At 52.9% G+C, this 15,221-nt stretch carries 17 protein-coding genes; 7 read left to right on the top strand and 10 right to left on the bottom strand.

What is annotated here, in order from left to right; translation table 11 throughout:
* Positions 1–64 precede the first annotated feature (64 nt).
* The 9 genes from C3F13_18160 to C3F13_18120 form a co-directional block, all read right to left on the bottom strand.
* Positions 65–1,819, bottom strand: a complete 1,755-nt coding sequence (locus tag C3F13_18160) for a hypothetical protein (protein PWB49763.1) — start codon at positions 1,817–1,819, stop codon at positions 65–67.
* Positions 1,820–2,334: 515 nt separating this feature from the next.
* Positions 2,335–2,964 (bottom strand): hypothetical protein, encoded by a 630-nt coding sequence (locus C3F13_18155; protein PWB49762.1) that lies wholly within the window; start codon positions 2,962–2,964, stop codon positions 2,335–2,337.
* A 2-nt stretch (positions 2,965–2,966) separates the two neighbouring features.
* A complete protein-coding gene (locus tag C3F13_18150) occupies positions 2,967–3,434 on the bottom strand; it encodes a hypothetical protein (protein ID PWB49761.1) in 468 nt (155 codons plus the stop codon).
* Between the two features lie 205 nt (positions 3,435–3,639).
* Positions 3,640–4,290 carry a hypothetical protein gene (locus tag C3F13_18145; GenBank protein ID PWB49760.1) on the bottom strand — a complete coding sequence of 217 codons (651 nt, stop codon included), beginning with the start codon at positions 4,288–4,290 and terminating at the stop codon, positions 3,640–3,642.
* Between the two features lie 434 nt (positions 4,291–4,724).
* On the bottom strand, positions 4,725–5,519 hold the full coding sequence (locus C3F13_18140; GenBank protein ID PWB49759.1) for an ABC transporter: 795 nt from the start codon (positions 5,517–5,519) through the stop codon (positions 4,725–4,727).
* A gap of 24 nt (positions 5,520–5,543) precedes the next feature.
* Positions 5,544–6,353: an ABC transporter permease gene (locus tag C3F13_18135; protein PWB49758.1), complete on the bottom strand. Its 810-nt coding sequence runs from the start codon at positions 6,351–6,353 to the stop codon at positions 5,544–5,546.
* 9 nt (positions 6,354–6,362) lie between these two features.
* Positions 6,363–7,235, bottom strand: a complete 873-nt coding sequence (locus C3F13_18130; protein PWB49757.1) for an ABC transporter — start codon at positions 7,233–7,235, stop codon at positions 6,363–6,365.
* Positions 7,236–7,247: 12 nt separating this feature from the next.
* Positions 7,248–7,955 carry a TetR/AcrR family transcriptional regulator gene (locus C3F13_18125; GenBank protein PWB49756.1) on the bottom strand — a complete coding sequence of 236 codons (708 nt, stop codon included), beginning with the start codon at positions 7,953–7,955 and terminating at the stop codon, positions 7,248–7,250.
* A gap of 124 nt (positions 7,956–8,079) precedes the next feature.
* Positions 8,080–8,502 (bottom strand): hypothetical protein, encoded by a 423-nt coding sequence (locus C3F13_18120; GenBank protein PWB49755.1) that lies wholly within the window; start codon positions 8,500–8,502, stop codon positions 8,080–8,082.
* Positions 8,503–8,770: 268 nt separating this feature from the next.
* On the opposite strand from C3F13_18120, the gene C3F13_18115 reads away from it, so the two are divergent.
* A complete protein-coding gene (locus C3F13_18115) occupies positions 8,771–9,382 on the top strand; it encodes a transposase (GenBank protein ID PWB49754.1) in 612 nt (203 codons plus the stop codon).
* A 170-nt stretch (positions 9,383–9,552) separates the two neighbouring features.
* On the opposite strand, the gene C3F13_18110 is transcribed toward C3F13_18115, so the two are convergent.
* Positions 9,553–9,747, bottom strand: a complete 195-nt coding sequence (locus tag C3F13_18110) for a hypothetical protein (protein ID PWB49753.1) — start codon at positions 9,745–9,747, stop codon at positions 9,553–9,555.
* 656 nt (positions 9,748–10,403) lie between these two features.
* Between C3F13_18110 and C3F13_18105 the strand changes: the two genes are divergently transcribed.
* The 6 genes from C3F13_18105 to C3F13_18080 all read left to right on the top strand — a co-directional run bounded on the left by C3F13_18105 (position 10,404) and on the right by C3F13_18080 (position 15,165).
* Positions 10,404–10,757 carry a hypothetical protein gene (locus C3F13_18105; protein ID PWB49752.1) on the top strand — a complete coding sequence of 118 codons (354 nt, stop codon included), beginning with the start codon at positions 10,404–10,406 and terminating at the stop codon, positions 10,755–10,757.
* Entirely contained in the window at positions 10,754–11,026 is a 273-nt protein-coding gene (locus C3F13_18100) for a hypothetical protein (protein ID PWB49751.1), read from the top strand. The genes C3F13_18105 and C3F13_18100 overlap by 4 nt, the downstream gene beginning before the upstream one ends.
* Positions 11,027–11,161: 135 nt before the next feature.
* The gene (locus tag C3F13_18095) at positions 11,162–11,449 is read left to right on the top strand and encodes a hypothetical protein (protein PWB49750.1); all 288 of its coding nucleotides are present in this window, start codon (positions 11,162–11,164) and stop codon (positions 11,447–11,449) included.
* Entirely contained in the window at positions 11,446–12,951 is a 1,506-nt protein-coding gene (locus C3F13_18090; protein PWB49749.1) for a hypothetical protein, read from the top strand. The genes C3F13_18095 and C3F13_18090 overlap by 4 nt, the downstream gene beginning before the upstream one ends.
* Positions 12,948–13,796, top strand: a complete 849-nt coding sequence (locus tag C3F13_18085; GenBank protein ID PWB49748.1) for a hypothetical protein — start codon at positions 12,948–12,950, stop codon at positions 13,794–13,796. Before C3F13_18090 ends, C3F13_18085 begins: the two co-directional genes overlap by 4 nt.
* Positions 13,786–15,165: a hypothetical protein gene (locus C3F13_18080; protein ID PWB49747.1), complete on the top strand. Its 1,380-nt coding sequence runs from the start codon at positions 13,786–13,788 to the stop codon at positions 15,163–15,165. Before C3F13_18085 ends, C3F13_18080 begins: the two co-directional genes overlap by 11 nt.
* Positions 15,166–15,221 lie beyond the last annotated feature (56 nt).

Here is a 15,221-nt window from a genome sequence, read left to right as displayed (position 1 = left end):
TTAAGATGTCATTGCCATCATGAGAATTTTTACGATTTCTTCTGATAACCAGACGATTAGGTATTCAGGGGGCACAGGCCGATAATGCATCCACCTGAGATACGGTGGTACCTGCCAGCAGCTTCTGATCGGGGTCGACCTGCAGCTCGGTTACTGTGAACGGTACGCTGTATGTGACCTGCTCCTGACCTTCGTCCAGCGGAATTACCTCTTGTTGGGAAGTGCCATCCGCTGCCGCTAACTTGATCTCCAGCGGCACGCTGAATACCTGCCCGCCACCTGCCTGGCAGACCTGCACAGCCACTCCCTCGGGAAGGGTGGCCCAGCTGACATGCAAATCAGGGTTACCCGAACCATAAACCCACTCCTGGAAGAAAGTAGACAAATCCAACCCACTGACCTCCTCTGCCAGCTCTTGTACTTCGACCGTGGATGCATTTCCATCTGCAAAACGCTTGTAGTACTCGCGTAAGAAGGTGGTGAAGGCCGGCTCGCCCATTTGCTGGCTGAGCATGTAATAGACCCAGGCACCCTTGTCATAGGTGTTCGGCCCATACATCGTGGAAGGCAAAGGCTGGTTGAGTGGCTGGTTTAGATTAGCTGCATTGGTAACCAGGACGTTTTCCAGATCAGCCATCAGCGCCTGTAAGCCAACGTAACCCTGGTGATCCAACCAGCGCACCATCAAATAGGTCGCCATGCCTTCCTTGAGCCACACTTCGTTCCAATTGGCCAAGCTGACTGAATCGCCAAACCAGTGGTGGGCCAGCTCGTGGGCCAGCACTCCCACGGCTGATTCACTTAGCATATAGCCGCGATCGACCATTACGATGGTCTGGGTCTCCTCAGCGAATTGTGCCACGTCATCACTGGTGCGAATGATGATGAAACCGAACTCGCTAAAGGGATACGGGCCAATCAGGTCAGAGTAATACTCAAGTATATCCCGGGTATCATTTAACTTGTCGGAGTAATTAAAATCTCCTTCAAGCACATAATGGCGAATCTTCACCTCCCCGACTGCTGGCTTGTCCAGGCGCTCATACTTGCCCACCACCACAGTCGCCAGGTAGGTTACCATGGGATCTTTTGCCAACCAGTTGAACACCTGGCGGTCATCTTTGCTGGTGGTCTGCAGCAAGGTGCCATTGGCGACCGCGGTAAAGCCCTTCGGCACCGTCAGGCTGAAACGGTATTCGGCCTTATCCAGGGGGTGATCGTTGCAGGGGAACCAGGCATGTGCCCCATCAGGCTCCCCAAAGGCATAGGTGAGGTTGTTTCCTTCAATCACGTGGAAGCCCAGGCCGCCGAGGTTGATGAATTGCGAATCCTGCGGGATAGCTGGTCCGTGGTAGGCCACCCGGGTGACCAGTTGCTCACCTTTTGAAAGGGCTTTCGGCAAATCGATATACAGCTTTCCAGCATCCCGGAAAAAAGGCACATATTGGTTGCCTGCCTGCACGCTATCCACCTGGTAACCGGTAAAATCCAGGCTGAACCGCCCCAGATCGTCGAGGGTGACAACCGAGGACACGGTCACAGTCGCGGTGATGGCGTCGATCGAACCTGAAAATTGGATATCCAGGTCATATTGCAGTACGTCGTAGCCGGTATTGCCTATGCTGGGGATATAGGCGTCACCGATCGAATCACCGCCGGCCAGGCCATGCGATGGCTGTGAGCTCATGGTGCTATAAGGTTGCTCAGGAATTGGTGTAGAGGTGATGGCGGGCGTTGCTTGATTGCGAGCCACCGAGCTGCACCCGGTGAGAAGCACCCAGACGAAAATGATCGCGGCTGGCAACAATTTTCTGTCCATATATCATCCTTGAGGGTTGTAATGATCAGATTAACGGATTCAGCTGAAAGAATATTGGTTTACAAAAATTACGCTTTCAGGAGCATTCAGGTTCACGTAAACTATACCCGCTGACGGGGAGATGTCAAGCAAGTTGGATGGAAGTCTGAGTAGTAGAATTCCACATTGGGCGCAAGCCTTACACCCTTTTCACAACGCAAACCAGGGGGCAGAGGTGATGAGTGACTGAGTGTGCGAGAGGGTTTTCGAGTAGGGGCGGGTCTTCGACGGGTCGTCGAATATCGAAGGTGCCATTGTGCCTTTATTGCAAACACCTCGAATAAAAATAGGTGACCCGCCCCTACACGTGGAGAGACAGGAGGCTTGTGCTTTTTCACGAGGACATACTAGAGGCTGATATATTGGGCGTAGGAGAGAGGTTTCTGTTGGAGGTTGGAAGGATTCCTCTCCTACGCCCCTACAAAATGTTGGTGCGGCGGATGGAATCTGTCATTCAGGCTCATGAGGCTGCAAAATTATGAGGTGACGGCTTTGAAAAGCTCTTTAGCAGATTTAGCAATGACAGGGCGATCAGAATATGAATAGATATTGGCGATCTCAATCAGCTCAGCCTGCCTGGCAGGCAGGTAGTGAGCGGCCTTTGCCAGGCCATGCAAGGCGTGGCCAGCCTGCTTGCCGTCCCACAGGGTCAGTCCTTCGAGCAGGTAAGGGTAAACGCACTCAGAAGCATGGGCACCGGTAGCAGCGTAGTTCCCAAGCGCATCCACGGCGTGGTCGCGGACGATGACGCTCTGGTCTTCGCGCAGCATACGAACCAGGATGGGCATTAAGGCGCTCAGCATGGCAGGGACAAGCCCAGCAATGAGGGCAATGGCGTGTGTGGCTTCCCATCGCACGCGCGTGTTCGGGTGAAGCAGCAAGACCGATAGGGCAGCCGCGTACGGGACGACCAACGCGGGATCGGTCTCTGCAACCTTGGTTATAACTTCAGCACAATCGCCCAGCAGGGCTGGGTCATCTTCAGCCAGGCCGAGGTTAATCTCTTTCAATAAGATGGGGTCCTCCAGGCAAAGGCCGACAACCCGCAGGTTGGAGGCTTCGCTGCGGTCGCCCACCTGGGATGACAGCTGGGACAAAAGTGACATGCCTAGGACTCTCCGACCGTCCGTTGCTGCCATAGCTGCACGGTCAGCTGGATGTGGCCGACGTGGGTGGCAGCATGTTCCAGGGCATGCAACAGGGCCCATGATACCGACACCTGATCACCATGGCGAGGGTGCAATCGCTGGGCTTGTAAGTCATCCAGGCTCAATCTTTCGAAAGCGGTATTGAGGTAGATTTCGGTTTGATTCAAGCGATCCACCAGCTGCTTACGAGCCAGCCCGGCTGCCTTGAACTCATCATCGCGGTTGCGATTGGAAGGCTCCCCCATGATCACATCGCCGATTAAAAATCGTTCTGCACCAGTCAGGTGCATAATGATGACGGCGATAGAGTTCATCTCACTGCCAGGCTTCCAATCCAGGGCCAGGTCGGGAAGCACCTCCAGGTCGCGCAGCACCTCGCTGTGCAGCTCATGAAAACGATCTGAAAGGGCGGTAAAGAAAGGTATCATTTTTCCTCCACTGAGATAACTGTGATTTCACGTTCATTCTTGGTGATATAGCGTTGAGTATGGTTAATCATTTTTTCTCCCCTGGGCAAACCCGGCAACCATAACAGGACGATTCTTGTCCGATTTCATATTATACCATCCGGATAACAAAAGGCCTGCCAGGTGTTATTCACCTGCCAGGCCGGGTAGATTACCGAATGGACAGCTAATCCTCTTCCACCACGGAGGCAATGGCTGCGTCAATCTCCTGAATGATGTCAAGGGTGGGGTTTTGCATGGCATGGAACACCACCAACTCATTTATTTTCTGGCTGGCAGCCTTGCGTTCATCACGTAAAAACACCAGACCCAACAGATCACATGCGCTGAGCAGGCTGAGAAAGGCGATCTCTCTAGGGTGGGCTTCTTCCTGAGCCAGGACGATGCCACGCAGCAGCTTGATGACCGAGTACTTGGTGGTGGCTTTGACTTCCGGGTGAAAATGGGAAGGAACGACCCATCCCAGGCGGTCATCTTCCTGGGTGAGAATTTCCTTCTGGACCAGGCTGGCAGTAATTTGCTTTTGCAATTTCTCAGGCTTGGGGTTCAAGCTGGTGATCCAGTAGCCAAATTTCCGGTCCTTCTCAGATTCCTTCAGCTTCTCGATCATGCTATCCAATAGCGGATCGGTGGTTGGTGAGCTATCCGCAAGCTTTAAGCGGTGGTTGCTGGTGATGGTGATCTTATTCGCAAAGGCCAGTTCAGCCAGCAGGGCCCCTATCAGGCCGGGTTTAAGCGGTTCGACGGCGTCGCGGATGAAAATGCCTTTATCTTCATGGATAGTAATCAGCAGAAGTTCTTCGTATAGCGTTAGCATGGAGTATCCCTCCCTCCGAACATGCACGATTTCAAGAAAAATATTATACCCTTATATGCAAAAAACCTGTGTAAGATCGGTGAGTAAGCCTCTTATCATGCAGCCAGGCTGAATGTTTACGACTGGGAGTCGATTTTGGGGACGCTGAGATATGCAGGGTTTACGCAATGATAATATAGAGACATTGCAACGCGGTTTTCGCCGAAGCACCTGCCCGGTGGGCTATGCCAGGATCTTCAAGTGACGATCGTGAGTAACATATATTCATGTATCTTCCAGCACAGAATGGCAAGAGGAAGATTGCTTCATCAGTCGGTCAAAAAAATGACCTCCTTCCTATCCCGATAACCAGCGGGGTTGGCCGCGATGACAAAAAAAGGGCACGATCACGCCTGTCGAAGCAGGTGATCGTGCCCAATTAAAAGGGAAACAGGCTATATATACAAATCCCGGCGGTTGTAGACCAGGTAGGCAGCCACCAGGCACACCACGATGATGCCGGCTGAAATCGCCAGGTAGGTACCATCCAGCGTATGGCTGTTCAAGAATACTGCTGGATCGAAATACTTGAACGGGGTTAGATATTTGAGAAAATCCAGTTTCTCTTGCATTACGGTAATAATCGAGAAGAAATAGGTCACCAGGATAAGCGCCACCGCGATCGTCCCCGAGAGACGGTACTGCTTCATCACGGCCCCCAGCATGATACCGATCGCCAGGAAGATCAGCTCAATCAGGAACATTGCCATCATCTCGAGACGTAAGAAGCTATAGAAGCTCATGTCGGGAGCGTAGCTACGGGCGGCCAGGATTGAGATCGCCCAGGTGACCAGCACAAGCACGATGCAGTTGATCAAAGCCGCCATCGCCTTGGCGGTGATCACGCGGCTGCGCGAGACCGGTAGCACCAGTGAAAACTCAACCGTCTTATCGCGCTCCTCCTTGGAGATCATATCGGTACCCCACAGGCCGGCAGCCATCGCACCCATCAATCCGAAATAGACAAACATAATCCCGTAAAACCCGGTCACGGTAGTCAGGTTGAAAGCCTGCAGACTCATGGCATCGATTATCGCCTTTGGCATCGCATCCAACACTTTCAGCATTTCGGGGTTGTTGGCATAGGCTGAGAACTTGGCCGAGCCTACGATGGTGAACATGCCAATGACTATCGACCAGATGATCAACGACTTAACATTCGCTTTGAGCTCACGAAAAAAGATGTTCATACATAAACTCCTTCAGGCAATCGCTCAAGACACTGCGTGGATATCCCGGCGAAGGTACAGCCAGTAACTAATCGCCAGGGCAATCAGGCTGACCGCCAGGTTGAGCAATACCAGGGGGGTATTGAAGGCCCCGTTCTGGACGATATAAGACGGATCCAGGTGTTTGAAAGGCGTAATGTACTCGAGCTTAACATCGCCAAAAATCCCACTGAAACCATTGATGATATAGGCAGCGAAAGCCAGCCCAAGCCCGTAAGGCGTTACACTGCGTACACGCCTGACCAGCAGTGAGATCACCAGCCCTACGCTCAAGAAAAATAGCTGCAAGATTAGCAGGCTGACCAGGATCAGCACCAACCTGCCTGCATCGAAGCTGTTGCCAACATTAAATGCATAAATGCTGATAAAGGTACTCGCCCAGACGATCACGTCGGTGAAGAGCAGGCTGGAGAGGGCGGCCAACAGCTTGCTGTTCATCACCTGCAACCGGCTGACGGGTTTCGTCATCAGGAAGTCGGCAGTCAATTCTGTCTCTTCCACCGAGACCAGGCCAACCCCATAATTGGCTGCCTGGATAGCCAGACAGAGCTGGACGAAAGTGAACAGGAAAGCGAAATAGCCCAGGATACTAGCCAGATCGATGTGGGTCATCCCGAACGCTTCCAGCAGCTGGGGTGGGAACTTGGCTAGCATTTCATTCAACAAAGCCGCCTGGCTGGAAAAAGACGGGAAGATCGAGAAAAATACGAGCAGGAGCAGCACCATCGCTACCGACCAGATAAGCACCGATTTCAGCCGGGCGAGAAACTCATGTTTGTAGATCGTTGCGCTCATGATCACCACCTATTCATAGTAGTGCATGAAGATCTCTTCCAGGGTCGGTTCCTCGATGATCACATCGCTGACCTGGATCGAACTGACCTTCTGCATCACGAGGTTGATATCGCCCTTGAAGAAGAAATACACCGCACTATCTTCAGTCTGCAGGTTGGTCACGCCGGGGAGATCAAAAGCGGCAGCGTCCAGACCAGCCGCTTCCACGCGCACCTTCTTGTAGTTGTTCTGCTGCAAGGTACGGATATCGGAGATTTCGGCGATCTTGCCTTCGCGGATGATGCCCACCCGGTTGCACAGGCGCTGCACTTCGCCCAGGATGTGCGAGGAGAAGAACACCGTCACCCCACGCTTGTTTTCCTCGCGGATCAGATCGAAGAACTTGCGCTGCATGAGTGGGTCGAGGCCGGCGGTGGGCTCGTCCAGGAAGAGCAGTTTAGGGCTGTGCAGCAAACCCTGCACAATCCCAACTTTCTTCTTATTGCCGTAGGAAAGATCGTTGATGCGGCGATTCATCTCGAGCTCCATCAAGTCAGCCAGCTCATTCATGCGTTGGGTGCAGTCACAGGCATAAAAACTGGCTGAGTATTTCAACAGGTCTTTGACCTTCATCCCCTCATAATAATAGACCTCGGAAGGCAGGTAGCCGATATCGCGGCGAATCTCAGGGCCATGGGTAGTAACATCCAGACCGAACACCTTGCCACTGCCACTGGTGGGATGGATCAGTGAAAGCAGCAGGCGAATGGTAGTGGACTTCCCGGCCCCATTGGGCCCAATGAAGCCGAAGATCTCTCCCTGGTCCACGTTGAAGGATACATCCACAATCCCGCGGGATTTTCCGTAGTACTTGGTCAGCTTGTTTACTTCGATGACGCTCATAGTGCAGCTCCTTTAGTGATTTATGTTATCTGAAGAAAGGGGAAACCACTCTCTCAATATCGACGTATCAAACAGGGGTAACGAACCCGGCCTGGCACCAAGGATGCTTTCCACAGCATCTTGATGGGAGGCAGACAGGGCTTCCAGGCGAGGCAAGCTCTCGGGTGCAGGCTCCGGCTGTACGAGCATCTTGACGAGGCTATCACCAAAGCTCTGCAGCAATGCAAAAAGGATGGTACTGGCCTGGTCGGGGAAAGCTGTGTGGAATTGACCTTCACCAACCCCCTGGCGAATAATGCTTGTTATGATGTCTGCAATCGGGGGCAGCAAAGCTGCCTGGGCTTTGTGACGCAGGATGGCGTTCTCGTCAGCATACCAGACGCTGATCATGGATAACAGCACCTCCTTGCGGTCGGTCTTCCAACGCGAGGCGGCATCAAACACACAACGCAGCTTTTCTGGAGCTGAAAGGTGCTCGTCCTGGAGGATGGGTTGCAGCAGCTGGAGCACCTGGCTGGCCATGCGTTCGATAATGGCTTCAAGCAAGGCCTGCTTGGAATCGAAATAATGATAAAAAGCCCCCTTGGAGATCTTCAGCTCTCGCAGGATATCCTGGATAGACACCTGCTCATAGCCTCTGGTATAGATCAAACGCTCGGCCGCACCAAGGATCTCGGCACGGCGCATTTCATGTTCTTCGGGATTGACAATACGGGCCATTCACGCTCTTTAATAAACCGACGGTCGGTTTATTATTGGAAATTATATGCTGGAAGATAAGGGTTGTCAAGTTAAAAAAAACCTCACAGGCCAGGAGGCCTGTGAGGTTTTTAATGCCATTTGCCTAATGGACTGTTTCAGAATGTTGTTCCATCGGCTGTAGCTCCGACACCTGGGCGGGTATGGTGAAATAGTAATATCCATACACCAGCGTAAGAACAAGGTAGGCTATCACCGCGATCCAGCCCAGTGCGTTGAAGGTGCGATTGACCTGAGCGATAACTGCCAGGACGAAACTGATCAGGTTGGCGATGGTGAAAGCTGCAGTGATTCCCCGCTGATATTTGGCTTCCATGATGTTACGGGCAAACCAACAGACCAGGCCCATCAGTATCAGCTCAGATCCGTAGAACTGGTTGTCGATATCCATGCCGGTTTCGGCGGGCAGGCCGAACCAACGAACGACCGTCCGTGGAATGAGGACCAGAATGATACCAACAATCACTGCTACGACAGCATTGATTATCAAAAAGGTCCTGAGCTTCATATGAGAATCTCCTTTCGTGGGGCCATCCTCATAGGGAACACCCCCATGCAAGGATGCTTTGCCCCTATAGAAAGGAATTATATCATCATTCCGGATAATAATTATCCGATTTAGTGCGCATCGTGGGTAAAGGCGAAGCAGGGGCGGGTCTTCGACGGGTGATCTGATATCCAGAAAGCCATTGAGTCATTCTTATCACTGCCTGAATTTACCACTGGCGACCCACTCCAACAAAAGGATGCGCTGGTGGAAGGGGTAAAATTGCGATATGAGATACGATCAACGTTTCCATCTGCGGCGGTCGATCCGGCTAAAGGGATACGATTATTCATCGCCAGGGGCTTATTTTGTTACGTTAGTGACGATGGACCGATTGAATCTGTTCGGGGAAGTCGTGGGTGATATGATGAAGCTCAGCTTGTGCGGGGAAATCGCTCAGAAAGTTTGGGGGCAGCTGCCACATCGATTTCTGAATATCACTTTGGACTTTTCAGTAATCATGCCAAACCATTTTCACGGAATAATTGTTATCAACGAAGCAATCGGTAGGGGCGGGTCATCGGCTAGTCATCAAGCAGCTGATAAGTTTGATCTGGTGGATCAATCGGTAACAGATAACCTGTTGAAGACCCGCCCCTACAACGGGCAGGTTTCCCGCCCCTACAAAGGGAAACGCTATGCCTTATCGGAATTAATCCGCTCGTTAAAATCAGATTCTGCACGCAGGATCAACAATATCCGGGGAACCACAGGCTGTGCAGTGTGGCAAAGGAATTATTACGAGCGGATTGTTCGAAACCAGCGCGAATTGGATGCTTTACGTGCGTATATTATCGACAATCCCCGGCACTGGATGGAGGACAAGGAATATAAGGTATGAGGGCAATCTAGGGGCAGGTCTTCGACGGGAAATCCAATCCCGCCAGAGACAGAGGCTCTCTATGGTCACACCTCAGTACGCACTAACGACCTGCCCCTACGATGGATTGCATAAAAAACGTGCAGGTGACCAGGTTACTATCCTCGCAATTATGCCCCAACCATACCTCGTTATGGCGAGGGTGACTTTTTTCGGTTCGCCAGCACCAGCAAGACCAAACCTGCCAGGGCGGCAATCCCTCCATACAGGGCCCATTGACTCTGCCCGGTCATGATGCTGCCAGGCAGGATATTGACTCCCTGCAAGATCCACACACCACCCACGAGGATGAGAACAGCAGCAATGATGTTCAGAATGATACCCATATTATTTTCCTCCCTTGAACAAAAAACCCTCCCGCTACATCAGCGGTGCCAATAATCATAAGAATATCTCCTATGATTGTAACACCATTTTCCGACTATTATTATCTTATTTCACAGGCGTAGTTATGCATGAAATGTTCGTGGTATCCACACTGGCAGGCAATGCAGCTTCAAGAAACCTATGCTCGGAAATATGGTAACTTATAAGCGAATTAGATAAATTCGGGTGTTTTTTCTGCAAATCCAGGCAAGATGAGAAATCTTAAAAGATCCATAACCCTCTTGTAGAATAGAACATATGTGCTATAATGTCCACAGAACCCCTGGCACGGGCAATGCGGAGTAAGACCTCCGCTCACCCGTGCCAATTCTTTTAACGCCAAAGGGCAGCCCCGCATGCTGCCTGGTCCGATCCGGCGCCTCCCCTGCCAGGGAACCAAGGCACTGTAACATCCTCGACCTCCCGTGCCAGGGGTTCATCCGACGGGCGTAATCGTAGGGGTGGGTCGCCAGCGTGCGATCGAATCGTTGATAAGTACAACTCCATGGCATTAACCCCCTCGGAATCCTCGTCGAAGACCCACCCCTACATGGAGAAATATTCGATTACCCGAGACCGACCTTCCCCTACAAAAGGATATTAAGGATAGAAGGATATGACCAACCCCCGCGGTGCCCCGAAAGGTAACCTGAACGCACTAAAAAACGGCTTTTATTCACGCCTGTTCCACAACGCAGAGACTTCAGACCTGGCGAGTGATACCCCAGCCAACCTGGAACCCGAGATCACCTTGCTAAGGGTGATGATACGCCGCACGATGGAGCTATCCGATGGCATAGACGACCTGCGGGAGGCCACGCGGGTGTTGGATGCCCTGGGAGCGGCTGCCGGCAGATTGGCAAGCCTGCTGCGGACTCAGAAAAACCTGACTGAACAGAATGGTGGACTGGCAGATGAGATCTCGCTTGCCATCCAACAAGTGAACGCTGAACTAAGGAGTAAACGATGAAAAACAATCAACCCAAGCCACTCCAGGTGGGATCCCGACCTATCACCCCCGGCCTGCCCAACCCAACCTGCCCGATCCTGAGCGAAGCCCGAAGCGTGCTGGACAAAGCTCACGACCTGCACCGGGCGGTCAGGCGCTTACGCCGGTCCACCCAGCGCTGCCTCACCTGCCGTGAGCGGCGCAACTGCCCTACGCAAAATTACTTTGCCCAGGCGGTGGACACGGCCATCCGCGAGCTGCGTCGCGAATGGGGATTGGATCGGGATTAATACAGCTATCAGTGATCAGGTTTCAGCTGTCAGCAAACAACCGGATCTGTTAATCGATCAACCTTAGCCAGGCAACTCAGGCAATATAACAATCAATTCATTTCTTCCTTGTTAGTTTAAAGCAGCCCAATTGAAATGACAAACGAATTGAATGATGCAAACTCCCGACTTATCTCTGAACAGCTGGGGCACACCCTGGATTTGATCAAGGCAGACCTAGCCGCGACACGCGCCGAGCAGGAGCACATCGCACAGGTCTACCTGTTGCGCTTACAAAGCCTAGAAACCCAGGCTGCCGACTACGAGAAACGCCTGCGTGAGCTGACTGAGAGCGCCACCCAATTTAAGCTGCTGGTGAGCCTGGCCGCTGGCGGCGGGTTGCTCTCGCTGATCGAGCTGGTGCGTATCCTGCTGGTGCCATGAACCCCGATGGCGAAGGCCTGGTTGAAACATGCAAGGAAATCTTGCGCGACGTGAACCGCTTTTGCATTGAAGCCGGAGGCCTCAGGCTGCGCAGCTACCAACAACAGGTAGCCAGGACAATCACTGAATCGGCCATCCAGGGCAAGGGGCTTACGTTCGTGGTCATGTTCCCACGCCAATCGGGCAAGAACGAGCTGCAAGCCCACATCGAAGCCTACCTGTTAAGCCTGTGCAGCGTGGAACAGGCTGAAATCGTGAAGGTATCTCCCACCTGGAAACCCCAATCATTAAACGCCATGCGCCGCCTGGAACGGGTCATCAAGCGTAACCTGATCTGCCGCGACCGCTGGAAAAAGCGATCCGGTTATATCTACCAGGTGGGCACAGCTATGATCCATTTTCTCAGCGGATCTCCCACCAGCTCGATCGTGGGCGCCACCGCCAGCCTACTACTGGAATGTGACGAAGCCCAGGACGTAGAGATCAGCAAGTGGGATAAGGAGATCGCACCCATGGCAGCCTCCACCAATGCCACCCGTGTGTTTTGGGGCACAGCCTGGACCTCCCGCACCTTGCTCGCCCGTGAGCTCAGGGCAGCTCGCCTGCTGGAGCAGGCGGACGGCATACGCCGTACATGGGTGCTCACCGCCGATGATGTGGGCGCCGAGGTACCGGCTTATAAAAAGTTTGTCGATGACCAGGTGATCAAGCTGGGTAGAAATAACCCGTTGGTGAGGACCCAATACTTTTCCGAGGAGATTGACAGTGAAGGCGGTATGTTTCCCCTGGCCCGCCGTGCCCTCATGGTTGGATCGCACAGCAGACAAAACGCTCCCATACCTGGACACATCTATGCTTTTACCATTGACGTGGCAGGACAGGATGAAACCGTGGTTGACGATAGCACACAGCTTAGCAACCCAAGACGAGATAGCACGGTCCTGACCATCTTCGAGCTGGAGCTGCCCAAAGATAGTGACCTGGCCAGCAAGCCGATCTACAAGGCGGTCAACCGCTTAACCTGGATCGGCGTCAAGCATAGCATGTTGTATTCAACGATCGTAGGTCTCAATACGTTGTGGTCACCGGTCAAGGTGATCATTGACGCCACCGGTGTAGGAGCAGGCCTGGCCGGCTTCCTGGCTGACAAGATTGGCACAAAAGTGCTACCCTTCGAGTTCAGCCAGACCAGCAAATCCGATCTAGGTTGGACCTTCCTGGCCACCGTAGAGACCGGCCGGTATAAAGAATATTATCCATTCGACAGTGCCATGAATAAGCAGCTGGAGTATTGTCAGTATCAGATCAAGGATGGACCTGGCAAGCTCATGAAGTGGGGTGTACCCGATGGCACCCGTGATGTGAGTGATGGGGAGCTCATGCACGATGACCTGGTAATCTCAGCTGCGTTGATCAGCCTGCTGGATGATGAAACCTGGGGCACGGGGGATAGCCAGGTGATCCAGGTGCGTGACATCTTGGAGGAGCTGAAATTCACATGAACCAATACACTTTTGGCGTTGACGTATCCCATTGGGAAGGCATGATCGATTGGTCCATAGCCTCCCAATACATCCCCTTCGCATATTACAAGTGCACCGAAGGGTTGAATTTTGTCGATGACCTATTCAAGTCCAACAAGCAGGGCTGCCAGGAAGCAGGCATCCCACACAGTTGTTATCACTATTACAAGCCCTCCGCCGATCCAGAAGAGCAAGCCGAAGTTTTCTACCAGGCCAGTGGAGGTGACTATCCTGTGCTGATCCTCGATCTGGAGGAAGCCCCCAAGAAATCCAAGAGCGAGTACATGAAAGATATTCGAGCGTTTATTCTCTATCTTCATGCCAGGCTGCATGGACCCAACGTAGCCATCTACACCAGTGCCGGCTTTTGGAATGAACATGTTACCAGCCCAGCTCCCGATTGGGCCTTCACTACAGACTTGATCGTAGCCCATTACACCACGGCCCGCTCTCCATCCATCCCGATCGGATTTAACAACTTCAAGATCTGGCAGTTTACCGATCGGTTCTGGTTCCCAGGCTGCAGTGAGACTGCCGATGGTAACTGGTTCAATGGCAACCTGAAAGCTATGCGTCAGTGGTTTGGAAATTACCGCCCGCTCGATCCACCCCAGCCCAGGCTGCGCCTGCGCTCCCAGTTCAACGCCCTGCATATTCGAGCTCGACCCGATATGAAGGCAGCTGAGATCGGTCACTTGAACCGCGGTGAGATCGTGGAGTGCGTTGAGCTGGGTGGACCGGATTGCTGGGTGAAGCACCGCCGGGGTTGGACCGCCATCGAGCGGAATGGATACCGATATATGGAGGTGCTCAATGAACGTTAGAGATATCTTTACCAGGTTGTTTACAGCTGAAAGCTTTGATGGCCCAGGTTACACCACGAGTGTATCACTCAGCCCGAACCTGGCCAGCGATGATCACTGGCAGACCATCAGTGGGCGTAAACATGATCGTACCTGGACCGAGATCCAGGAGCTTTACACTGACAGCCTGACTGCCTGGCGCAAGAACCCCATGGCCTGGCGCATCATCAACACCACGGTCAACTTCGTGGTGGGCACCGGCATCGAGCTCAGCTCCGAGGATGCTGCCCTGGATCAGTTCATCAAGGAGTTTTGGAACCATCGTAAGAATAGGATGGCCCTACGCCTGGTGCCCATGATGGAGGAGCTCAGCCGGTCCGGTGATCTATTTGTGCTGTTGTTTAGAAACAGCATAGACGGCATGAGTTATATTCGCTTCGTCACCAAAGACCAGATCCAGAAGATTGAGACCGCTCAGAATGATTGGGAAACTGAGTTGGTCTATTGGGAAACCCCGCCGGCCGGTGAGTATGATCCCAGGAAATGGCTCTCCCCCGATCATCCCGATGCACCCATGGCTGACGCCATCATGCTGCATTATGCCGTCAACCGGCCGATCGGGGCCTTGATGGGTGAGAGTGATCTGACCACGATCATCCCCTGGTTGTTACGTTATTCGAGGATGCTCGAAGATCGGGTCAGATTGCATTGGGCAGCCCGAGCATTTTTGTATCTTGTCACGGTCCCGAGTAATAAAGTGGAAAGTAAAAGCACACAGTACGGATCCCCACCCGAGAGCGGATCGATCGTGGTAAAGGATGAAAGTGAAACATGGGAAACCATCACCCCCAGCCTGCGTGGTGCTGACGCCGGCCATGACATGAAGGCCGTGCGCACCATGATCGATGCCGGCGCAGGCCTGCCACCCCACTGGCGCGGTGAAGGCGGAGATGTGAACCTGGCCACTGCCGAAGCCATGCAAGGCCCTCCAGAACGCTTCCTGCAGAAAAGACAACAATATTTTGTCTGGATGTTGGAGGATATTTTGTACCAGGCTTACCTGCGGGCGGTAGAGATTGCAGCTCAGCCGGCCCTGGTCCAGACCGATTATGAGCAGCTGTTCAAGCCAGATCTTCCCGATGTGAGTTTACGGGATAACAGTTTGCTGGCTGATGCAGCCAGTGCCCTCTCGATGGGCTTCGCCACCTTGCAGAATACCCTGCTGGGTAAGTCGCCTACACTTCACAAGATCGCCATGGACCTGATGCTCAAGTTTGCTGGCGAGCCCCAGGAAGATGATGTGCTGGACAAGATCATCTCCGAAGCCAAGAGTGATCCTATCGAACCCATGTTTATGCCTGGTAATCAGCCAGGAGGACCCAATGTGTGATCTTGTACAAGAATTGCCCGATCTTGCTGCAGCGGTTTTTTATGTGTGTGCCGGCC

The sequence above is a fragment of the Anaerolineales bacterium genome, assembly GCA_003105035.1.
In the GTDB taxonomy this organism is placed as follows: Bacteria; Chloroflexota; Anaerolineae; order Anaerolineales; family UBA4823; genus FEB-25.
This window is presented reverse-complemented; position numbering and strand designations above follow the sequence as displayed.